Origin of the sequence: Streptomyces sp. NPDC055243 (assembly GCF_044544025.1) — a bacterium.
In the GTDB taxonomy this organism is placed as follows: Bacteria; Actinomycetota; Actinomycetes; order Streptomycetales; family Streptomycetaceae; genus Streptomyces.
On record NZ_JBITWR010000005.1, the window covers coordinates 212,978 to 234,997 of the forward strand.

14 protein-coding genes and 5 pseudogenes are annotated in these 22,020 nt (G+C 68.0%); 10 read left to right on the top strand and 9 right to left on the bottom strand.

The features are described 5' to 3' along the window. Positions 1–142: 142 nt before the first annotated feature. Positions 143–3,046 carry a glycoside hydrolase family 48 protein gene (locus ACIGXX_RS16945; RefSeq protein ID WP_399976319.1) on the bottom strand — a complete coding sequence of 968 codons (2,904 nt, stop codon included), beginning with the start codon at positions 3,044–3,046 and terminating at the stop codon, positions 143–145. A 278-nt stretch (positions 3,047–3,324) separates the two neighbouring features. Here ACIGXX_RS16945 and ACIGXX_RS16950 point away from each other — a divergent pair, with 278 nt between their 5' ends. The 5 genes and pseudogenes from ACIGXX_RS16950 to ACIGXX_RS16970 all read left to right on the top strand — a co-directional run bounded on the left by ACIGXX_RS16950 (position 3,325) and on the right by ACIGXX_RS16970 (position 8,255). Next, complete coding sequence (locus tag ACIGXX_RS16950; RefSeq protein WP_351166726.1) at positions 3,325–4,815, top strand: cellulose binding domain-containing protein; 1,491 nt, start codon at positions 3,325–3,327, stop codon at positions 4,813–4,815. Positions 4,816–4,939: 124 nt separating this feature from the next. Then, on the top strand, positions 4,940–6,667 hold the full coding sequence (locus tag ACIGXX_RS16955; RefSeq protein ID WP_399976323.1) for a glycoside hydrolase family 6 protein: 1,728 nt from the start codon (positions 4,940–4,942) through the stop codon (positions 6,665–6,667). A 404-nt stretch (positions 6,668–7,071) separates the two neighbouring features. Continuing rightward, positions 7,072–7,437: pseudogene (locus ACIGXX_RS16960) on the top strand (ATP-dependent helicase); the annotation flags it as partial. Positions 7,438–7,483: 46 nt separating this feature from the next. Further along, positions 7,484–7,888 carry a hypothetical protein gene (locus ACIGXX_RS16965; RefSeq protein WP_351166786.1) on the top strand — a complete coding sequence of 135 codons (405 nt, stop codon included), beginning with the start codon at positions 7,484–7,486 and terminating at the stop codon, positions 7,886–7,888. A 49-nt stretch (positions 7,889–7,937) separates the two neighbouring features. Then, complete coding sequence (locus ACIGXX_RS16970; RefSeq protein ID WP_351166788.1) at positions 7,938–8,255, top strand: SCO5918 family protein; 318 nt, start codon at positions 7,938–7,940, stop codon at positions 8,253–8,255. Positions 8,256–8,365: 110 nt separating this feature from the next. Here ACIGXX_RS16970 and ACIGXX_RS16975 read toward each other — a convergent pair whose 3' ends face one another. The 3 genes from ACIGXX_RS16975 to ACIGXX_RS16985 all read right to left on the bottom strand — a co-directional run bounded on the left by ACIGXX_RS16975 (position 8,366) and on the right by ACIGXX_RS16985 (position 11,134). Continuing rightward, a complete protein-coding gene (locus tag ACIGXX_RS16975) occupies positions 8,366–8,725 on the bottom strand; it encodes a hypothetical protein (RefSeq protein WP_351174267.1) in 360 nt (119 codons plus the stop codon). Between the two features lie 54 nt (positions 8,726–8,779). After that, on the bottom strand, positions 8,780–9,172 hold the full coding sequence (locus ACIGXX_RS16980) for an ATP-binding protein (protein WP_351174264.1): 393 nt from the start codon (positions 9,170–9,172) through the stop codon (positions 8,780–8,782). A gap of 597 nt (positions 9,173–9,769) precedes the next feature. After that, positions 9,770–11,134 (bottom strand): MFS transporter, encoded by a 1,365-nt coding sequence (locus ACIGXX_RS16985; RefSeq protein WP_383824887.1) that lies wholly within the window; start codon positions 11,132–11,134, stop codon positions 9,770–9,772. A 1,586-nt stretch (positions 11,135–12,720) separates the two neighbouring features. On the opposite strand from ACIGXX_RS16985, the gene ACIGXX_RS16990 reads away from it, so the two are divergent. Then, entirely contained in the window at positions 12,721–13,059 is a 339-nt protein-coding gene (locus ACIGXX_RS16990) for a MerR family transcriptional regulator (RefSeq protein WP_351167911.1), read from the top strand. Positions 13,060–14,411: 1,352 nt separating this feature from the next. Here ACIGXX_RS16990 and ACIGXX_RS16995 read toward each other — a convergent pair. Further along, a pseudogene (locus tag ACIGXX_RS16995) lies at positions 14,412–14,675 on the bottom strand (DUF6415 family natural product biosynthesis protein); the annotation flags it as partial. Positions 14,676–14,702: 27 nt separating this feature from the next. On the opposite strand from ACIGXX_RS16995, the pseudogene ACIGXX_RS17000 reads away from it, so the two are divergent. The 3 genes and pseudogenes from ACIGXX_RS17000 to ACIGXX_RS17010 form a co-directional block, all read left to right on the top strand. Beyond that, positions 14,703–15,132, top strand: a pseudogene (locus ACIGXX_RS17000) (XRE family transcriptional regulator); the annotation flags it as partial. Positions 15,133–15,254: 122 nt separating this feature from the next. After that, positions 15,255–16,032: pseudogene (locus ACIGXX_RS17005) on the top strand (transposase family protein). Between the two features lie 433 nt (positions 16,033–16,465). Further along, a complete protein-coding gene (locus ACIGXX_RS17010) occupies positions 16,466–17,092 on the top strand; it encodes a hypothetical protein (protein WP_399976329.1) in 627 nt (208 codons plus the stop codon). Between the two features lie 450 nt (positions 17,093–17,542). Here ACIGXX_RS17010 and ACIGXX_RS17015 read toward each other — a convergent pair whose 3' ends face one another. Continuing rightward, complete coding sequence (locus ACIGXX_RS17015) at positions 17,543–17,806, bottom strand: hypothetical protein (RefSeq protein WP_351167903.1); 264 nt, start codon at positions 17,804–17,806, stop codon at positions 17,543–17,545. 136 nt (positions 17,807–17,942) lie between these two features. Next, positions 17,943–18,143: a hypothetical protein gene (locus ACIGXX_RS17020; protein WP_399976333.1), complete on the bottom strand. Its 201-nt coding sequence runs from the start codon at positions 18,141–18,143 to the stop codon at positions 17,943–17,945. Between the two features lie 214 nt (positions 18,144–18,357). On the opposite strand from ACIGXX_RS17020, the pseudogene ACIGXX_RS17025 reads away from it, so the two are divergent. After that, positions 18,358–18,726, top strand: a pseudogene (locus tag ACIGXX_RS17025) (transposase family protein); the annotation flags it as partial. A 758-nt stretch (positions 18,727–19,484) separates the two neighbouring features. Here ACIGXX_RS17025 and ACIGXX_RS17030 read toward each other — a convergent pair. Beyond that, positions 19,485–20,495, bottom strand: a complete 1,011-nt coding sequence (locus ACIGXX_RS17030) for a TauD/TfdA family dioxygenase (protein WP_399976336.1) — start codon at positions 20,493–20,495, stop codon at positions 19,485–19,487. Positions 20,496–20,535: 40 nt separating this feature from the next. Beyond that, a complete protein-coding gene (locus tag ACIGXX_RS17035) occupies positions 20,536–21,708 on the bottom strand; it encodes a hypothetical protein (RefSeq protein WP_399976339.1) in 1,173 nt (390 codons plus the stop codon). Positions 21,709–22,020 lie beyond the last annotated feature (312 nt).

Below are 22,020 nucleotides of genomic sequence, written 5' to 3' on the forward strand. Positions count from 1 at the left end.
CGGATGGCCGGTAGGGCGGAGAGGGGCGTCCGCAACCGCGCCGGCACAGCGGTCGGTGCGGATCTGATCGCTGAGGGCCGGGCGGACCCCGGGGAGGGGGCCCGCCCGGCCCGGTGTGCGCGGAGCTGCCGTCAGCGGGGCGCTATTCGAGCAGCTCCGCGTACGAACCCATGGCGAGCGCGATGTCCGCCTGGGCCCAGAACCGGTGGTAGGTGAACGTCGGCGCCGCGCCGCCCGCCAAGTAGGCCTCGATCTTCGACCAGTTGGGGTCGTCCTGGTAGAAGGAGCGCAGCGAGGAGAAGGTGGCCGCGGAGTCGATCTTGTCTCCGTTGGGCATGGTGCCCGTCCAGCCGCTCGGCACGTAGACCGGGTCGTCGAAGCGGCTGTAGTCGGCCCGGGTCTCGGGCACGGCGATGCCCAGCGCGTCCTGGTGGTGCTCCCACATGCCGTCGAGCAGCGCTTTGGCCACCGTCTTGGCCTGTGTGTCACCGGACTTGTCGGCGTAGTACGTCAGGGTCTTGGCGTAGGCCGCGGCCACACCGACGTCGTTGGTGTAGTCGGCGACCGTGACGTGCAGGCCCGTGTTGGCTCCGGGGTTCGAGGCGTTCCAGGTGTCGGGCTTGCCCGACCACTGGAGCGTCGAGGGGATGCGGAACGTGCCGTCGGGGTTGACGGTCGTCTTGGACAGCGCCCAGTCGACCCACTTGTCCAGGACCGTCTTGGCGTCGGCGTCGCCCGTCTGCTGGTAGTACTCGGCCACGCGCTCCATCGACCACGCCTGGAAGCCGAACCACTGGTTGGACGGCGGGTCGTGGTAGACCGGCGCCTCCTCGTAGTGCATGCCGTAGAACGTCGGCGTGCCGGACGGCGGGGTGCCGTAGCTGCCGCCCCAGCTGTTGGTCGCGCCGCCGGCGATGGCGCCCTCGTCCGACTGCAGCCAGCGGTAGAACTCCAGCTGCCGGTCGAGCGATTTGGCCCAGTCCGCCTGTCCCGTGGCCGACTTGGGCTTCAGGTCGGCCGCCGAGGAGAGTGCGTAGGCGGCGAGCGGGTTCTGGTATCCGCCGTGCGTGTGGCTGGAGCCGATGCGCCAGGACCAGCCCGCCGAGGTGTCGGTGGCGCCGCCCCAGGCGTAGTACCAGGACATCAGGTAGTGCGAGGCGTCCTTGCCGGTGCCGGCCGGGCAGCTGGTCGGCCCGGTGCAGTTGCCGACCTTCTTGAAGTACTTGTCGTACATCGAGTAGCGCAGGTAGTCGCCCATCTTGGCGGCCTTGCCGACGGTCGCCGAGACGTCGGAGCCCTTGCCCTGCTGCTTGGCCCACTCGTTCGCCCAGTAGGCGGCCTGCACCGCACGGGCGTCGGCGTCCGGGGCGTTGGTGAACTTCCACTGCTTGGCGTAGGAGGAGTCGCCGGTGAACAGGTCCAGATAGCCGTTCTTGCCGCCGTACTTGAAGGCGTCGCACGTGGGCTGCGGCACCGTCTCCCACACCGACTCCTGCGCGCCGCGCTGGAAGGTGTTGATGTAGGAGGGGCCGGTGGCAGTCGGGCCCGCCTCGCACTTGCCGGGTTCGTTGCCGTAGCCGTAGACGTTGTCGACGTCCTGCAGCCAGTGCATGCCGTAGATGTCATCCGTGCCGTAGGCGCTCTTGAGCTCCCCGGCGATGGGGTCGCTGCCCACGGAGACCGAGGGGTCGAGCTTGGCCGGATACTGGGAGGGCAGGTCGTGCTCGGGCGCGTACGTCGCGGGCTTGGAGGCGTTGTAGGAGGAGTTCGTCGGCTGGTCCGCGTGGGTGGGGATCATGTACTTCTCCATGATTTCCCACGCCCCGTTGAACTTCGACCAGTCGCCGCTGACCTTGCCGTACATCGCCTGGAGCCACAGGAGGTAGCTGTAGGCCTCCGAGGTGGTCTCGTGGCCGTGGTCCGGCGCCTCGACGATCAGCGTCTCGACGGAGTGGTAGGGCACGCCCTCCGGCGAGAAGTAGCCGTTCGCCGGGTTGGTGATCTTCCCGTAGAGGTCGAGGAAGCGGGCGTCGTACGTCTTGGACGCGGCGAGCTGGGTGACGGTGACCGCGGCTTTGGTGTGGCCCGGGGCCGTCACGGAGAAGGTGGCCGCGCCCGTGCCGGAGGCGTCGGCCGCGATGGTCACCTTCTGCGCCGTGTTCCAGTTCGAGGGGGTGAAGGTAAGGCTCGCGCCGGAGGAGACGGACAGGCCCGTGTTGCCGCTGGCGCGGGCCGTGGAGACGGTGACGTTCGACGCGGGCTGTGTGGACAGCTTCACGTCGAAGGTGCCGGACTTGCCCTGCTGGATGCCGAGTTGGGAAGGGGTGGCGACCAGGGCGGGGCCCGCCGCGACCGTGATGCCGACGGGGGTCGACTCGCCGGATGCGCCCTGGCTGTCGTAGGCCTTCGCGTACAAGGAGTGCGTCCCGGTCGTCAGGCTGTCCGCGTTGAGTGCGTACGGCGCGGTGGTGTCCGTGCCGAGCAGGGTGGTGTCGTCGTAGAACTCGACCTTGTCGATGCCGGCTCCGTCGGCCGCCGCGGCGGTGGCGGCGAGCGGGACGGCGTCGCCGGCCGAGTAGACCGCACCGGCCTTCGGGCTGGTGAGTACCGTGATCGGCGGCTGATGGGCGCCCGCGCATGTAGAGCCGTTGACGGCGAAATCGGTGGGCGCTGAATTCGCGCCGCTGTAGGTGAATTGCGCGCCTGTCGTGGCGGCGGCACCGGGTGCGATCTTCGCGTTGTACGCGAGGCTTTTCGCAGTGATCGACTTTCCGGACTGCGACCAGGCCGCATTCCAGCCGTTGGCCAGTTTCTGGTTGCCGCTGTAGCTGTAGGTCAGAGACCAGCCGTCGATCGCCGCGCTGCCGCGGTTGGTGATGGTCAGATCGGCGGTGAAGCCGGAGCCCCAGTCGTTGGTCTTGTAGTCGACGCTGCACTCAACTGCCGCCGCATCGGCGGGAGTTGGCAGCGCGGTCAGGGTGGCGAGCGGTAGTGCCAGGGTGGCCGCGACAGCGGTCCACAGCCGCCGGGCCCGTCTGTGTGGCATGGCCCTGATTCCTCCTTGCGTGTCGGAGAGCGAGGGGCGGGGTTGTGATGTGGCGTCACAACCTGTGAACCAGTGGGAGCGCTCCCAAGGATGGGGACGGGGGAATTGAGGGTCAAGAGGCTTGAAGAGTCGAATTAATTCGACAAGGGCAATTCGGAACTCCTCTGTTGCTTGACGGCAGTTCCTTCTCTACAGTCCACCAGCAACCAGTGGGAGCGGTTCCACCAGTCGACGCGCCGGCCATGTGCCGGTCGCGCCCGAGCTGCAAGGAGTCGCTCATGCGCCACCCCCCGCGTCATGCGTTACGAGCAACCCTGCTCGCGTGCGCCGTCTCGGCGGCCACGCTCGTCCCCCTGACCGACGCCGCGTCCGCGGCCGCCCCCGCCTGCACGGTGGAGTACTCCGTCACCGGACAGTGGGACAGCGGCTTCCAGGCCGCCGTGAAGGTCACCAACAACGGTGCGGCCAAGGACGGCTGGAGCCTGTCCTTCGCCTTCGCCGACGGACAGAAGGTCACGCAGGGCTGGTCCGCCAAGTGGTCCCAGTCCGACGCGACCGTGACCGCGGCCAACGAGTCCTGGAACGGTGCGCTTGCCTCCGGCGCAAGCGTCTCCGCCGGGTTCATCGGATCGCGGTCGGGCGCCAACACCGCGCCCACGGCCTTCAAGCTCAACGGCACGACCTGCAACACCGATGTCACCGACCCGACCGACCCTACGGACCCCACCGATCCGACGGATCCGGGCGGGGAGGGCAAGGCCCCGGAGCTGAAGGTCTCCGGGAACAAGCTCGTCGACGCCTCCGGCGCCACCCGCCGGATCCTGGGCGTGAACCGCTCCGGCGCCGAGTTCATGTGCGTACAGGGCCACGGGATCTTCGACGGCCCCGTCGACGACGCCTCCGTCGCGGCCATCGCCGACTGGAAGGCCAACGCCGTCCGCATCCCGCTCAACGAGGAGTGCTGGCTGGGCCTGGACAACATCAAGCCCGAATACGCCGGCGCCCACTACCAAAGCGCCATCAAGGAGCTGGTCACCAAGGTCAAGGCCCACGGCATGACGCCGATCCTGGAGATGCACTGGTCCTACGGCCAGTACACCGGGAACTCGGCCGGCTGCAGCGACATCCACGCCACCTGCCAGAAACCGATGCCCGACGCCCGCTACGCACCCGGCTTCTGGTCCTCGGTCGCAGGCGCCTACAAGGACGATCCCACGGTCGTCTTCGATCTGTTCAACGAGCCCTATCCGGACCGCGCGACCTCGAACCTCGCCGACGCGTGGGCCTGCTGGAAGGACGGCGGCACCTGCCCCGGCATCGGCTACGAAGTCGCCGGCATGCAGGACCTGGTCGACTCCGTCCGTTCCACGGGCGCCCAGAACGTGATCCTGGCGGGCGGCCTGGCCTACTCCAACGATCTGGGCCAGTGGCTCGCCCACCGGCCCGTGGACCCGACCGGCAATCTCGCCGCGGCCTGGCACGTCTACAACTTCAACACCTGCTCCACCGAGAGCTGCTGGGACTCCACGCTCGCGCCCGTCGCGGCCCAAGTGCCGCTGGTCGCCGGGGAGATCGGCGAGAACACCTGCTCGCACGGGTTCATCGACCGCGTCATGAAGTGGTTCGACGACCGCAAGCTGTCCTACCTCGGCTGGACCTGGAACACCTGGGACTGCTCCTCCGGTCCGTCCCTCATCAGCTCCTACGACGGCACACCGACCGCGTTCGGAGCCGGCCTGCGCGATCACCTGCGCGCGGTGAACGGATGACCGCCCCGCACCGCACGGCCGCTCTTTCACCTACGACCACCCCTTCACGTACGACCACCCCTGTACGTGCGACCACGTCTGCACGTACGACCCTCCTCATCTCAGGAAAGGGACACCGCAACCCATGAGCCGTTTCAGATCGAGAGCCGGCACCGCCGTGCTCACCGCCCTCGCCCTCACCGGCGCCGCCTGTGTCGGCACCGCCACCGCGATGCCCGACGACGCCGGTGCCGCGGCCGCCGCCTGCACCGTCGACTACAAGGTGCAAAACCAGTGGGACAGCGGCTTCACCACCGCCGTCACCGTCACCAACAACGGCGCCGCGGTGAACAGCTGGAACCTCACCTGGTCCTACGCGGGCAACCAGAAGGTCACCAACGGCTGGAACGCGGACCTCTCCCAGTCCGGCGCCGCCGTCACCGCCAAGAACGCCTCCTACAACGGCACGCTCGCCACCGGGGCCTCCGCCTCGTTCGGTTTCAACGCCTCCTACAGCGGCAGCAACGCGCTGCCCGCCACCTTCAAGCTCAACGGCGTCACTTGCAACGGGGACACCGACCCCACCGACCCGACCGATCCCACGGACCCGACCGAACCCGGTGACCGCGTGGACAATCCCTACGCCGGCGCCAAGGTGTACGTGAACCCCGAGTGGTCCGCCAAGGCCAAGGCCGAAACGGGCGGCTCCCGCATCGCGAATCAGCCCACCGGCGTCTGGCTCGACCGCATCGCCGCCATCAACGGCGTGGGCGACGGCATGGGACTGCGTGACCACCTCGACGCGGCCCTGGCCCAGAAGGGCAGCGGCGAACAAGTCGTCCAGCTCGTCGTCTACGACCTGCCGGGCCGCGACTGCTCCGCCCTGGCCTCCAACGGTGAACTCGGCCCGACGGAGATCGACAAGTACAAGACGGACTTCATCGACCCGATCGCCGCGATCCTCGCCGACCCCAAGTACGCGGCCCTGCGCATCGTCACCACGATCGAGATCGACTCGCTGCCCAACCTCGTCACCAACGTCTCCGGCCGCCCCACGGCCACGCCCAACTGCGACGTGATGAAGGCCAACGGCAACTACCAGAAGGGCGTGGGCTACGCCCTCGACAAGCTCGGCGACATCAAGAACGTCTACAACTACATCGACGCGGGCCACCACGGCTGGCTGGGCTGGGACGACAACTTCGGCCCCTCCGCCGAACTGTTCAAGACGACCGCCTCCGGCAACGGAGCGAAGCTGTCCGACGTCCACGGCTTTATCGTGAACACGGCCAACTACAGCGCACTCAAGGAGAACAACTTCGCCATCGGTGACACCGTCGCGGGCAAGTCGGTGCGCGAGTCCAAGTGGGTGGACTGGAACCGCTACACCGACGAGCTGTCCTACGCGCAGGCCATGCGGACCAAGTTGGTCTCGCTCGGCTTCGACCAGAACCTCGGCATGCTGATCGACACCTCCCGCAACGGATGGGGCGGCACGGCCCGGCCCACCGGACCCGGCGCCACCACCGACGTCAACACCTACGTGGACGGCGGGCGCTACGACCGCCGCATCCACCTGGGCAACTGGTGCAACCAGTCCGGCGCCGGCCTCGGTGAGCGGCCGCAGGCCAACCCCGCCACCGGCATCGACGCCTATGTGTGGATGAAGCCGCCGGGGGAGTCCGACGGTTCGAGCACCGCCATCGACAACGACGAGGGCAAGGGCTTCGACCGCATGTGCGACCCGACGTACACCGGTAACCCCCGCAACAACAACAACATGTCCGGGGCGCTGCCCAACGCGCCGCTCTCCGGCCACTGGTTCTCCGCCCAGTTCCAGGAGCTCATGAAGAACGCCTACCCCGCGCTGTAGGCACCCGGCACTCCGCCGGGGCCCGGGAGCTTACGCCACCGGGCCCCGGCGGACAGCCGTCTCCGCCGCCGAAGCGCGCGAATGCTCAAGCTTCACCGCCAGCACGCACACGATGATGGCGAGGCCGGGTCGCGGTAGCGATCGAACACCGCGTTCGGCCTCGTCGGCGGCGGCCGCTCGGCAGGTCGGCGCGGACGGCATCACCCACTCCCAGCGCCGCCGGGTGCTCACCCTGGTGCAGGGGAACCCGGGACGCACGACGGTGGAGCTGACGGAGCTCATGTCGGTGTATGACCGCAGTTGGTTCGGCCGTATCCTGCTCTCCCTGCGCCGGACGTGCCAGCTCCGCGTAGACGGCGAAGGCCGCATCTGGGTCCCCTGGATTGGGGCGACCCGTTGCCGGCGAATTAGTCGTGAACGTCGACCCGCCCACCGACCACAAGGACTACCTCCACCGCGGCGGCCGTACGGCCCGCGCGGGCGAGTCCGGCAGCGTTGTCACCCTGGTGACACCGAACCAGCGCCGCGGCATGGTCCGCCTCATGTCGGATGCCGGAATCCGGCCGCAGACCACGCAAGTCCGTGCGGGCGAGGAGGCGCTGAGCCGGATCACCGGAGCCCAGACCCCGTCCGGCATCCCGGTCGTCATCACCGCACCGGTGGCCGAACGCCCCAGGCGCAGCGCCTCCTCGTCCCGAGGCCGGCGCCGCCCCGGTTCGGCGGCCCGGCGCGCACCCGTACGCCGGCCCGTCATCGATGCGGCGGCCTAGAACCTTCGTGATCAGGAAGCTGACCCATCTCTGCAGGAGGCACCTTTTGACGCTGGTTCAGATGCAGCCCCGCCCGACGAGCGCCGACCCCGTGCACGACACGAGGGTCGAGGCCAGGGACGCGGCCGGACCGCAGGTCTGTGACGACATGAGTGTCGAGCTGGCGCTTTCCGTCATGACCGCCGCCCGCACGGGCCGGCTAGTCGTCTGCGATCAGGACGGCCGGCGCACCGGCCTGGTCATCCGGAGCGAACTCACCGCCGTCCACGAGGACTCCGCCTACACGGACCGTGTGCTCCTGCGCGACATCATCGGCGATCACTGGCCGTCCATCTCACCCGTGACTGCTGCCTCCGGCGCCGAGCACGTGTCGTGCTCCCGCCCGCTCGGGGCGCTGCCGGTGGTCGAGGGGCAGGGAAGCGCCTTGGGCGTCCTTGCCTGCTCCCGCTGAGCTGCCTTTCCCAGGTCGGACCGTTCGCTCCTTCTCCCTGTGAGGTCACATGCGTTGTGTCATCGCCCGCTTCCCCTTCGACCTCACCAAGAGCGGCGTACTGGAATCGATGAAGGGGTTCAAGCCTGAACGGGCCGGTGGCGATTCGGTGATCATCGGTCGCCGCCACTACCCCGTCAAGCAAGTCGGCCAGATCATCACCCGCCAGGACCGGCGTGACTTCAGGGCCGCCGAAGTCCTTCGGGCCATGGCTCAGCTCGGCTTCACTTGCCGCGCCCTCCCCACGGCAGCACCGGCCGCACCCGTACGCATGCTCAACTCGGTACAGCAAGTCTCCGCGATGCTTGGCACTCCTGTATCCGTCTGAAACGGAGGAAATAGGTACGAGCCGGTACCTGGACAGCAGCAGTGTGGGCCCGACCGGCGCGAGCCGGTCGGGCCCACACTGCGTGCAGTGGGTTCTTGCTGAGTAGCTGTTCAGTGGTCGGAGTAGCTGAAGTCGCCCACGGTCCAGGCGTTGATGTCTTCGATCGCCACGCGGTACATCCCGCCCGTCTCGGGGATCCCCACGGTTCCCTGCAGGATCCGGGCGACATGGAAGTGCAGATACGTGGGTGGCCCGTCCCTCTTCGCGGGGGCGTCGAAGACGGCGGAGAAGTCTGCCAGGCGGTCCGAGTCCGTCAGTACTTCCGACACCCGCTGCCTCCACACCGCTTCGGGAGCAAGGCGGCCGGTGATGACAGCACCACCGGTGACAACGGTCAGGGACATCTGGTTGCTCTGCCCGGATTCCACCAGGGCGGCGACGTCAACGAGCAGCTCGTCAGGCTTCGACATGTGGAAGATTATATTCGCCGGCCGGCCAGCTGCTTGAGCGGCGGTGCTGGGGTGCTACCGGGGAAGACGGGCGCTCACGGTCTTGCCGCCACAGGCCCGGCGGGTGACCGCGGTGGAGCGGGCGAGGCGGTTGACCATGGGCCAGCCGAAGCCCCCGGTGCCGCCGTTCAGGTCAGGGGTGCGCATGCGCGGCGCATGCCGGCTGGAGTCGTGGACGGCCACCTCGATGGTGTCGGGGTGCGCGGTCAGTTCCCACGTGCAGCGGCCTACGCCGTGGCGCAGGGCATTGGTGACGAGTTCGGACACGACCAGGACCACGGTGTCCGCCGCGTCAGGGGCCAGGGGCGGCTGGCGCAGGCATTCGAGGAAGACCCGCGTCGTATCGCGCGCGTCGGCAACCGCCGTCGTGGAAGGGTCGGTTGTGGCATTGACGGCCATCACGTTCATCAGGGCTCCCGGTCTCTGATCGTCCGTGCCCGGCCTTTGCCGTTCCGATCTCTTTGCCCTACCCCTCCACCCGCAAACAGGCTGGGCCCCAGTTCTTGCCGGAGAAACAGGCACGCGGGCGAGGGCTCAAGAGTCACCGCGGGCCCGGTGATGGGCTCGTTGAACTTCCCCACCCTGCGCTCGAAGGTGGGACAGACCTGCTCACCTTGTCTCCTCACTTGAAAGCCGCCGACATGGCGCGGGGCGCATCAGGTGATGCTTGCTGCCCGCCCCGCCCCGGTCGACGGGACTTCGTCCGGTCTTGACTCGCCCTTCAACGCGGGTGCGGGAGGGCCGTCGATCGCGGCGGGAAGTCCGCGGCGTTCGCGCTGCGGACTTCCCGGCCAGGAGGACCTCGTGGAGCCGGGGCCACATTCTTGCGTCGGTCCACTCTGTCCACTCGGACCACTTGGCCAAGCGGCGTCAGCAGGTCATGCCGGAGCCGACACCGAGTTACTGCGGCAGGTGCTCCCAGGCGATCCCGGTGGGGAGCGCGAACGGGATGCCCTGGAACACCATCCGGGCCGGAGTGGCCCAACGACCACGGAGATCGCTTCGTCAGGGTTTCTCAGGCGTCTTGGCCATGGCCGCGACCAGCGCAGCGAGGAGCAGGACGCCCGCCGACCACCAGGCCGCGACGGTGAAGCCGTGCACCATACCCTCTCCCGTCCCCAGCCCCAGGCCCGGGCTCCGGGACGGGTGGGCGTCGATGTAGCGGGTGGCGGCGGACGACGCGAGCGTGTTCAACAGGACGGTGCCCAGGGAGCCGCCGATCTGCTGGAAGGTGGAGACGGTCGCGGACGTCACTCCGGCGTCCTTCGGGGCGATCCCGGCGGTCGCCGTCGCGTAGACCGGCATGAACGTCAGTCCCATGCCCAGGCCGAGCAGCACCAGCGCGGGCAGCACCCCGGTGGTGTAGGCGGAGTCCGTACTCAGGCGGGTCAGGAGCAGCATGCCGATGGCCGCGAGGAGCATGCCGGGGGCCATCAGGTTGCGGGGGGCGGTGTGGGGCAGGAGCCGGGCGGCGATCTGCGTCGCGCCGATGACGATCGTGACGGACATCGGCAGGAACGCCAGTCCGGTCCGTAGGGGTGAGTAGTCGAGGATGGCCTGGAGGTAGTAGGTCAGGAACAGGAAGGCGCCGAACATGGCGACGGTGGCCAGGCCCATCGTCGCGAGCGCCGCCGCACGGGTTCTGTCCCTGACGATGTGCAGCGGCAGCATCGGATGCTTGGCGTGGGACTGCCACCACACGAAGACGGTGAGCAGGACCACACCGGTCGCGAACAGGGTCAGGACCAACGGGTCGGCCCAGCCGGCGGATTCTGCGTCGCTGGAGCCGTACACGATCGCCACGAGCCCGCCGGAGGCGAGAAGCGCGCCGGGGACGTCGAGGCGCACCCCGCGCTGGCCGGGGCTGTCCTTGAGGAGGGCCAGCGCGCCGCCGAGGGCGGCCAGCGCGATGGGGACGTTGACGTACAGGCACCAGCGCCAGGTCGCGTACTCGGTGAGCAGGCCGCCCACCAGCAGCCCGATGGCGCTGCCGCCCCCGGCGAGCGCGCCGTAGATCCCGAACGCTCTGCCGCGCTCGGCGGGGTCGGTGAACGTCGTCGTCAGCAGTGACAGTGCGGAGGGGGCCAGGACGGCCGCGCAGGCCCCTTGCAGGGCCCGTGCCGCGAACAGCGTCCCGGGGCCGTCGGCCGCGCCGCCGAGCGCGGAGGCGGCGGCGAAGCCGACCAGGCCGATCATGAAGGTGCGTTTGCGGCCTACCAGGTCGGCGATCCGGCCGCCGAGGAGGAGCAGGCCGCCGAAGGCCAGGGAGTATGCGGTGATCACCCACTGCCGGTTCGCATCCGACATGCCCAGTCCGTTCTGGACGGAGGGCAGGGCGATGTTCACGATCGTTCCGTCGAGAATCACCATGAGCTGGGCGCCTGCGATGACGGCGAGGGCCCACCACCGCTTCGGATCGGGCAACTCGGCCGCATTCGCGGTGGTGTGGGGGACCGGCGTGGGCACGGTGTCCCCGGGGGAGGACTGCTTGGTCAAGGCGATCACATTCTGTGTCGGAGGTGTAGGAGCAGACGCGCGGTCCTACAACCCGGGACGCGACACAAGGGATCGCGAGAGCAGCGGACACCACCATGAGGTGCCGCAAGAGGGGGAGAGTCCTACCGCGCGCCGAACGGGGGCACACGGCTGGGGGCAACTATGGCCGCAACACTCGGTGTCCAGTTCCAATCCATGTTTCCCACCTCCTCCCGGCCGGGCACGCGGTACGCATCGACGCCGAACGCGCCGGATGGTGCGGCAGGGGCCCCACCGCACATGACCTCCGACAGACTAGGTCAGCCAGCCGGGGACGCAAACGGATTTACCCAGCGCCTGGGGACGGGCTTCTGACGCTTCGACAAGCAAAGTCGCGCCGTGCCCAGCCAGAAGGCTGCGGCTACGAAGCCCTGACCGTTCTCTTGCGGCTGGTGACCGGTCCCTACCGGCGCCCCCGACCCTCGTTGCCATCAGCGACGAACTGGGGAAGGAAGAGCATCACTGGCCGAATTCATAGATCCTCATCACCGGTGAAGCAGAACCTCGTCGAGGCGCTGAGGCGGCAGCCAGAGCTTCAGTCTGCGGACTGTGGCACCGCCACCGGCCTCACAGAAAGCTCGCCGGGCTGCTCTGCCCATGGGTCACTCCGCGCGGCGGCCCCTGAGCTTCGGGGATGCCGCGACCATCCATGGACCAGTCAAGGCGGGTTACCTCACCTTCAGGCACGCAGAAATCTATCCCCGCTGGAGTAGACATTAGGTGGCGGTGTCGCTATGGTTTCTCTCGTAGCCGAGATCAAACAAGGCCCGGCAGGGACGAACTGGCGGGCAGCAGCACACGTAGTTGCAGTACGCAGGACGGTGCGGTGGTGGAGTTCCGGAGCCAGGGTTGTTGCATGACGGCGACGGGACTGACGGCCGGACCGGGTGGCCCGCAGTGATCAGGGGCCGCCGTGAGCAGTACCGCAGTTGAAGCAAGTGCATTACCTGTAAGTGCAGTTCGCAGTACCCGGCAGTGAAGTTAAGTGAGCGGTACCTCGGTGAAGGCGTCGGCTGCGGGCGCGCGCACCGGGAGGTTCGGCAGTGGGGTTCTAAGCCAGAGCAGACGCAGGAGAGGCGACGGGGCTGGCTGCCGAAGAGTGGCGCTATGAAAGGCCACCAGTAGTTCGCATCACCAGCAGTAGGTAAGTGATTGATCCCAGAGGGAAGAAACGGAGGAGTTGAGCGCCATCAGGATCGCCCGGGCGGAAGTCTTGAGCCCGGGTACCGCAGGACATCGTTAGTGAGGTGGTCTCCGGTCACGCATCCGCGATCCGAGCAGCCCCGACAGCTTTTTGGTCGGGTCTGTGGAAACAGAAGGCCGACGCAGTATCAGGGTCGGCAGATGGTGTAGCAGTTCCTTCGGGGCCCGGGTGCCATACGGCACCCGGGCCCCTCCACGCGTTCCATAGAGAGGTGCAAGTGACAGCAGACGACTCGTTTGGCCGTCTCGATGACGACGACTACCCCGCCTACACGATGGGCCGGGCAGCTGAGATGCTCGGCACCACCCAGGGCTTTATGCGCGCCATCGGAGAAGCTCGCCTCATCACCCCGCTGCGTTCCGCGGGCGGCCACCGCCGCTACTCGCGCTACCAGTTGCGCATCGCGGCCCGTGCCAGGGAACTGGTGGACCAGGGCACCCCTATCGAGGCCGCCTGCCGCATCGTCATCCTCGAAGACCAACTCGAAGAAGCCCAGCGCATCAACGCCGAACACCACCGCGCCACCGGAACAGCGAACCCGACGACCACAGGCTGAATGAGTGGGCGGAGACGCGCGGCTTCCCGGCTCAGGCGTGGGCGGTGTCGGCGGGTGCGTCGGCTGGCTTGGCGTCGATGGGGGGCAGTTGGCGGCGATCTCGTTCAGCGTTTGGGTCTTGAGCTTGTTGGCGGTGAGCTTCCAGCAGAGCTTGGTGGAGACGCAGTCGGCGGCGTAGGTGCAGTGGGCGTCGGCTGCCGAGGGGTAGCCACTCGGCCAGGCCCTGCTGCGGATCGGTCCGAGTGCCCGCGTTGTGGTGCCCTGCCTTGTGGCGCAGCCGCGGAGAAGCCGCATCGGTCGTGAAGCAACTTGAACCAAGGCGCGGGTCTGTGTGCCGTATATCGATCGGCCGGAGTCAGGTTAAGGATGTCCCTTGAGCTGGGAGTGAGCATGCTCAGTGTTTGTGGGTGGGGATGCTGCGAAGGGCGGGAGGATGGATGGGTGCTGTCCCGGGTCTGGGGTCTGACTCAGCGGCTGTCTGACCGAGGTGTCTTGATGTCACAGTGTCGGCTGTTGGCCGGGGACGGTGCGTTGTCGGTGCCGGGCTGGCGGGGTGCGTCCCGATGGGGGCCCGCCGACTGTTGTGGCGGCTTCACGATTCTGACCGCCTGACGCGGCCCGGTACCGGCAACGCGACGCGCCGTCGGACCGCAGAGGGGACGGGCGTGTCCAGTTCGCCCCTGTCCAGTACGCCGCCCGCTCTGCAGACCTATCGTCGTCGCCCTGCGGCGGAGGTGGTGGTGGTGGGAGTGGATACGCTATCGGGCCAGGAAGTGGGAAGCCGTGAGGCGGCCCGGGAGGTCTTCCACCTGGTCATACAGTTACAGCCAGTACCCCGCTCATAGGGGCTGTGACACTGGTTAGACGCCAGAGAAACGAACACGGAGGAGCCCCGATCCGAATGGGTCGGGGCTCTTGGTCGTTCTGGACGCCGTGTGTCACCTCTGGACGCGACTAGAGCCCCGGTGTCTTCCTCCCTCCGGGCCCTGGGGTCCACTGGCCACGTCAGGCCAGCAGGACGGATGAGGGTGACACGCGCACCCTCGAACCCGTTCACGTGAGCGGGCATCTCGTAGCAGCGGTCGTAGACCGCCATCCCCACGCAGAGTTCGTTGCGCTCCATCAATCCTCCGTCCCGACGCGGTCGTGCTGGGTGGTCAGCCTGAGCGTCCGAACACTGACCAGCAGACGAAGAGTGCCCTCAGCCGGCCCGGCAAAGTCGGTGTGGTCCCGATGGGCGTAGATGGCCCGCGCCGAACCCTCCCCGGTGGGCTCGGCGCCCAGAAGAACCCGCTCTTTCGGTTCTTGGATCACGTCGCCGCACGGGCGGCAGATGGCCAGGCTGGGAGCTGTCACGCGCGATCACCCCCGAGATTCTCGAAGTGATCTGCCAAGGCGTTCAGCACGCGAGCGAGCTTCTGCGCGTGAGCGATACCGGCGGGCGGTCCCGGACGGGCTTCCGTACCCAGCTTCATCCTGGCTTCGCCGATGCACGCGAGAGCGCACGCGCGGGGGACGTCGTCCTCGGCAAGCCTCCAGGCTGCTGACTCCACCTCCGGAATGGTCAGCATGATGTGACCCCGGAGCGTCAGGGTCAGGGTGTCAAGTTCCTCCGGGGTAGGAACGTCGGCGTCCTACCCGATTGGACCCAGGCACCTGCGTTCTCCCAGGTGCTCCGGCGTAAGACCAAGCAGGTCGTGCGTGTGCGCTTCCTGCTGGGGGACCCGGACGGAGAGGTCACCCGCCAACGTGAGGTCATCGAGGATGTTGCACTGACGGTCTCCACGCGCATCCACATGACCTTGGAAGAGTTGAAGCGCATCGGGGACCTGGACGGCTTGGAAGTCCACTTCAGCGCGCCGGAAGACGCGGTGAACCACGTCTCTCTCGGTCTTCCGCTTCGATGATCAAGAGCTTGTGACTCCTCACCTGGCACGGCTCGTTGGCCATGACTCGCCCCTCATGCACCTTCGCAGGGTCAAGGAAGGCGGCATGTTCGACCGCTTCTCAGAGCACGCAGAGGAACTGTGGTCCAGGTCCAGGTCTAGGCCCGTGTCAGAGTCGGGTAGCTGAGACCGGACAACACAGAGAGGCCTACCGCCCTCCGGTAGGCCTCTAGCCATATTCTCAATAATCGTGTGTTCCGGGCGCCTAAAGGGTGTTGCACAAGGCTGCGAGCTGGGCATTTCCCTTGTATGGCTGGGGTGTTGAGCGCTGAACGGATGTGGGTGGAGACGTTCACCGGGCTGCGGGTGACGCAGTTTGCTCGCCTGCTCAAAGCGGTGCGGGAGCGTGGTGGCAACGGCACGATGCAGGGTCGGCCGTGGAGCCTGCCACTGGCGCAACGGGTGCTGCTGGTCGCGGTGTACTACCGGACGAATCTGACCATGCGGCAGCTGGGACCCCTGTTCGGAGTGTCGTCGTCCACCGCTTGTCGGGTCATTCAACGTCTCGGACCGCTGCTGGCGCTCGAGCCTGTTTCGCGTCGGGCCGATGCCGCGGACCGGTTGTGGATCGTGGACGGCACCCTGGTCCCGGTCCGCGACCGGCACGTCGGTTCCTCCAGCCGCAACTACCGCTTCTCCGCGAACGTGCAGGTCATCGTGGACGCCGACACCCGTCTCGTGATCGCGGCGGTCCGGCCAGTGCCGGGCACCCCCGCGGACGCCCACGCCTGGCGGGCTTCCGGCCTGGCCGAGCACTGCCAGGACGTGACGGTTCTGGGCGATGGCGCCTACCTCAACTGCGGCATGGTCGTCCCGCACCACAAACGCCCCCGACGCAAGCTGTTGTTGGGCGAGGAAGCAGACAACGCCGCGCACCGCACGGTCCGCGCGCGGGTGGAGCATGTGATCGGTGATCGGCCGCATGAAGAACTACAAGATCCTCCGCGGCTGCCGGCAACACGGCAACGGCCTCCATCACGCCGTCCAGGCCGTCGCCCACATGCACAACCTCGCGCTCGCATCATGACCAGAAGGCTGCTATCACACACCCTGACCTGCGCAAATACAGCCTTGTGCAACACCCTTTAGGCATGTCACGCGGTGGTGGCGCGCTCTGCCCCTGGCCATGCCAATCAAGACACTCCGTTTGTCCGACAACCTCTTGACAAGCAGGACGAACAGCCTCTGGAACCACGGCCGCACGTTCGGCGGTTCCAGTGGCCGGGAGCGGCAGCGATCGCGGCCTGCCCGCAGCCAGCAAGTGTGGACGGGGCAGCGTCGCGACCCACCGCGCGCCCTCGCAGCGCCGGGGCACGCGGGTACCACTGCCTACTCTGAGCGTCCTTCTGCCCGCCCTGCTCGCGAGCCGCTCAAGCCCCTCCTACCAGCGGGTTTCCAGCCTAGGTTGGCCTTAGTCAGTCGGTAAGTTTCTTCGGCTGCACAACCGAAAGGCGTACCCCATGCGCATTACGCGCACCACCGCCATTCCCCGGACCGCCCTGATCGCCGCGGTCGCTGTTCTCGGCCTCGCCGCGACTCCCGCTCTCGCTCTTGCACCGGCCCAGGCCAGTGCGGGTAGTACCCCCAACCGCGTCAGTTCCGCCGCCGTCGGCCTGCCCGGTGCCAATGGCGCCAACGGAGCGGGGATCTTGGGCGGCGTCGGTGGCCTCGGCGGAGCCGGTGGCGCCGCTGGTGCCAACGGCAATGGCGGCACCGGGGGAGCCGGAGGCAGCGGCACCGGCCATGGGAGCACCGGCGGCGCCGGTGGCGCGGGCGGTGCGGGCGGCGCCAACGGCAACGGCGGCGTCGCGGGTGCCGGCGGCAACGCGGCCCTCGGGGGCACGGGCGGCAAGGGCGGCGTAGGCGGTGCCGGCAACGCCGGTGCTGGCATCAATGGCGGCAAGGGCGGCAAGGGTGGTGCCTCCACCGTCGGCGGCGGCCACACGGGCGGGGTCGGCGGTGCGGGCGGTGCGGCCAGTGCGGTGTGCCCGGGCAAGCCCGGCGGCAACGGCACCGCCGCCACGGTGAGTGCGGACGGCACAGCCGGCGCCACCGGCGCGGCAGGCAAGACCACTCTCCCCTGCTGAGCGGACCGCCAGGCTCGAGCTCCGGCTCCTTTGCGGGCCGGAGCATGCTGGCCGGCCGTAAGCCCCAGGAGACGCACATGACGGGGCGTGGTACCTGATCGCTGCTCCTCACTGACGTGTAGTGAGCGAGGACAGACAAGCGCTCGGCTGGGAACTTCCAGCCGAGCGCTTCACCTCGGCGCACTGGTATGGGCAAGGGAAGTCGGAAGCGCTGTCCCAGCGCAGCGTCTCTGCAGACACCCGGTGGGCCCCCACCGGCCGCCGTCTGCGGCGGTGGTTCGACAAGCGTGGGCAGGCCACCCGCATGCGTCGGACACGTGACGACGTGGCTCCCTACCTGTTGCCCGGAAAGTTCCCCGACCAGCCCCGCAACGCGAAGCAGCATCCACGCTGCTGCAACACCACTCCGTGCACGTCCTTAATGCCCGCAACACCGCCATGGAGGAGTTCTTAGTCCTGACCTCCGCCATGCGAGCGGCGGTTGATGCGGCGGCCCTGCCCCGCGCGGCTGGAGATCGACTCGCGTGAACCCGTCGGGGCGCTCACGGACTTCACCGAGGACGGCGGCCCGAGCAACTCGTAGGCCAGAAGCACCGATGCGTCGATGCGGCCCGGTGACCAGGACGAGTCGGGTTGGTAGGTGTGCCACTCCATGACGAGTTCGGGCATGAGGGTGGCCAGGCGAATACGGTCCTCGCGAAGCTGACCGGCCACGGGCTCGGCCCCGCAGGATCTTTCCCTGGCGCCACCGCCGCGACTTGGCGCACGAGGCGTGGATGGCGGGGTGCGCGGAAGTGATGCGGAAGCGGTATCCCTCGCGCCAGAGCTTCGCCCCGAGCCACTGGGTCAGCTAGGCGCCGATGTCCAGGCCCTGATAGTCGGGCAGGCACACGGTGCGGTGCGCCATCTTCAGGGTCTGGGTCTTGGAGTGGGGGAAGTGCACGTACGAGGCGAACGCTATGCACCGTCCCGCCCCCAACGGGTCGACGACGAGCCCCACCTGCCAGTCCCGCTCACCGATGGGCAGATTCGAGGTCGCCCTGTGCCGCATCGCCGCCGGGGCCGAGGTCAGTCGGTCCGCGGTCTAGAGCGGAGTCGGCGAGGGGTTCGAGAAGCTCGTCAACGGCCGCGCCGTCGAAGTCCGGGCCTTCCAAGCCGTTCTCATTCACCTGGAGTTGATGCAGAAGTTCGGCCAGCGCCCGGTCGTCGTAGCCGTTGTCGGCGGCCTTGTTGTCCATGAGGACGGTGCGCTTGGCGTCTTCGTCGTCCACATCGATGCCGACACTCGCCTTGTCGTGGTGGTCGGTCGGCCCCTGCCGGGCAATCGAGACGACTGCAAGGCGTGGGAAGAGTCCGGCGCGAAGGCCGCCGTCGGCAAGACGATGACCGTCGCCGACGGCGGCTATCCGGGCACCGGGCTCGTGATGCCCCACCGGCGCCGCAGGGGCGAGGAGTTGTCCGGCTGGCAGCGAACTCACAGCAAGTCCCACAAACAAGTTCGCGCCCGCGTCGAGCACGTCTTCGCCCGCATGAAGACCTGGAAGATTCTCCGAGACTGCCGCCTCAAAGGCGACGGCGTCCACCACGCCATGCTCGGCATCGCACGGATGCACAACCTTGCCCTCGCCGGATAGACCATCCGACACACAGCAGCTCGCCATGCCCGACGACATGCGGAGATCATTTACGGAACAACTCTTAGGCGTTCTCTGCCAGGCTCTCGTAGAACTCTTCCTGATGCACAAGTTCTAGATGAGTCCTAACCTCTTGGGTGCCCGAGTCGTCGCAGGACCACATCCCCTTCATCGGTTCGCCATAGGGATTACAGATATTGCAGCGATCCGCTTGCCTGTCCCTGCTGGCCATGAGCACACCAACTCGCTCGGCGGTACTCGTTCCGGCTGCCCGAGATGCCCGGCTGGCTTCGGCTGCCGCGTGGCCCGGAAGCTGCGGGCGAGTAGATGCGTCAATCCACCGCCTTTTATGTTGCCCGGAGTGGAAGGGGCAGTCGGCGGCGATCCGGTCGATCGGCATCGGCGTGCCGTCCAAGGTCGCGAACGCCTGCCGGAGGCTGTCCTCACCGTCTCGGGGAGGGTTGGAGCCAAAGCGGCCAGGACGTCGACGGCCTCGGCGATGTATCGGTAGGCGGTGGTGGCGCCCACGCCGAACCCGGCGGGGAGCAGGGCGTGGGTAAGGGAGCCAGCACGAGCAGCGCCTGCCGTCCGGCGGCCGTCCGGCGCCATCGCGTCCCTTGCGCAAGACGACGTGCGAGCGACTCAGGGGCGAGGAAGCGCAGAGCGGAACCTGGCCCGCAGGACCGTGGAAGGCTGGGATAACGCGGGAAAGCCGTTCACCGCATACGTGAGCACCTACCTGTGGGGCTGGACGCTGGTCAGCGGGCCAGTACGTGGTCGTCATCGGGGCGGTGGTCGCGGGAGCGGCGCAGATCGGTGGTGACGTAGGTGCGTTGCAGCCAGCGGTCTGCTCCGTCGTAACGGGGATGGAAGGCTGTGCGGCCATGGACGGTGACGCGGTTGTCGATGATGACCAGGTCGCCGGGAGTCAGGCGCAGGGTGCGGGCAGTCGCCTCGCAGGCACGGCCGAATTCGGTCAGCGCCGCGGCGGCCCGAGGGGTGAGCGGGGAGGTGACGAGTTGAGCCATCCGTATGTCGGGATCCTCGACCGCTCCCGACAACACTGGTCGGGGCTCGACTTCGGGCTCACTCGCGGCAGCGTCGGGACCGAATGAAGGAGGTGGTGTGGTGATGAACTCCGCTGCGAACAGGGCCTGGCGGCTGGCTCGGGTGAGGCGCGGCAGTGCTTGACGGATGCCGGCGACGCGCATGCCGGCGTGTCGGTCGTGGTCGGCACGCAGGCACAGAAAGACCACATAGTCGGGCGGGTGGGGGTGGAAGCCGTTCTCGGTGTGGAAGGAGAGTGGCACCGATCCGGCGTTGCCGTGGAAGCTTTCCTGCCCAGGCACGGGCACGACGTCCTGCACGAGGGCACCGGATTTCTCCGCCAGGTAGGCGAGAGGCTCGCCGAGGCCGCAGGCCACCATGGTGAGCACCGCGGCCGGGACGGTGGGCCGGCGCTGGACCGAGCCGGGTACGGTCGGTGTCGTCGGCAGGGCCGCCTGATCGACGGGAAAGCCGCCGATCACCAAGGTGCCGTTCGGGCCGGAATGCCGCCTGAACCGGCGCACCGCGCGGCGCAGTGGTAACGGAACATCCTCCCAGGCGTCCCGGGCGCGGGCCACCCACTCGGGGTTGTCGACGTGGCCGTGTCCGCCAGTGCACAGAGTCCGGGCCACCCGTTCGTACGCGCCGGCATCGGCCGGGTCCAGTGACCAGTCAGCGGCGACGGCAGTGCTTTGGGTGGTGTCGGGCGTCATCTCGGCCATCAAGGTCTCCTGCCGGAGGTTGGGCGGCGGAAAGGCGGGCCTACTTGTGGCGAAGGCCGTCCACGGCGTCGGCGATGTAGTGGTCCCCGAATCGGACCAGGGGGGCGTACTGGGCGGCACGGCGATGGCGCATGTGCCGTAGTTCGGCGACGGCGTTGTCGGGGCCTTCTGGCTTCTGGGCGATGGAGCGATGCAGATGCACCATCGAGTACGCGAGGGTGACGTGCCGTTCGCCGTCCACGATGTCGGCTTCCAGGAGCGCGCCCCGTGCCTCGGCCAGCTCCGGGGCGCGGGGCGCCAACTGCTCATAGGAATCGGGAACCACGGACAGCAGATCCTTCACCGCTGCCCGGAACAGCTTGTAACCGCGATGCTGGCGTCCGCTCAACGGGACGTCCACCGATGGCGGTGCCATGGTCTGGCGTATCGCCGCCATGTAGTAATCGGCCGGGATCGTACTGGCGTGGGTCATGGCTGCCGGGAAGCCGCGTATGTACACCGTCGCATCTGCCAGCCGCGTGAGCGCTGCATCGCCATCGCCGTGCCGCAGATGGCTGGTGGCGTCGGCCACGGCGACCGCAGCGCAGATGTTGAACAGGACATGAACCTGGTGGCCGATGAGCCACCGAGCATTCCACACCCTCTCCATCGACGCCCCTGCAGCAGGCTCGGGGACGGACACCGGCGGGACGAAGTCAGGGACTGAGCCCGGCGCTGCGCCAGTGAGGTCGAGCACCGCCTGCTGCATCCCGGCCACCTCCATCGCCAGGTCGGCGCCTGACAACGGAGCCTCACACAGGTCTTCCAGACCGCGGTGGACGACCAAGGCGCCGTGCAGGGCGGCTTGCTGATCCGACAGCTCCATCTCGCGAACCCGGAAGAACGACTGACTGGTCGACTCCGCCGGCAGGTCCTCACCGGTCACGGCCGGAGCCAGGGCTGACAGCGCGGCCACCAACCCCCCGGCAACCGCGGCGGCCTGCCGCAGCGCGAGGGCCCGCTCGACAGGTCCGGCATGGGTTGTCAACCCGGCCAGCACGTGTGCGGTGCGCTTCGCCTCGGCGTCGACCTGTAGGCCGAGCCCCGAGACGGGCTGCCCGCCTCGCGGCTCTCGGAAGACAGCGACAGCAGGATGATCGGCGTCCGGTGATAAGCCCATGGTGGAAGTACATCGCCAAAAGCACTCCACACAAAACCTGATCTGCAAGATCATTCCGGCGCGATGCGCCCTCGTGGGCTCGCAGATCCACCTCGCCAATCCTCCCGCCACACAAGGACGAATCGCACTCTCGCGACAGTTGCATACGCTCACCCGTACCGAGGCCGATGGAGGCAGCGACCTCAGCTGGGTCGGGTTCCCGCCGTGACACGCTGTCCAGCAGGGTTTTGTCGCGTCGGCCGCAGGAGGGGGGCGATGGCGCTGGAGTCGGTTCTTCCCACCACGCGCAAGGAACTTCCGCCCCGGGCGTCACACCCCTGGGGCGACCACTTCAAGATCACTGCATCACCTGCGGGGATGCCATCC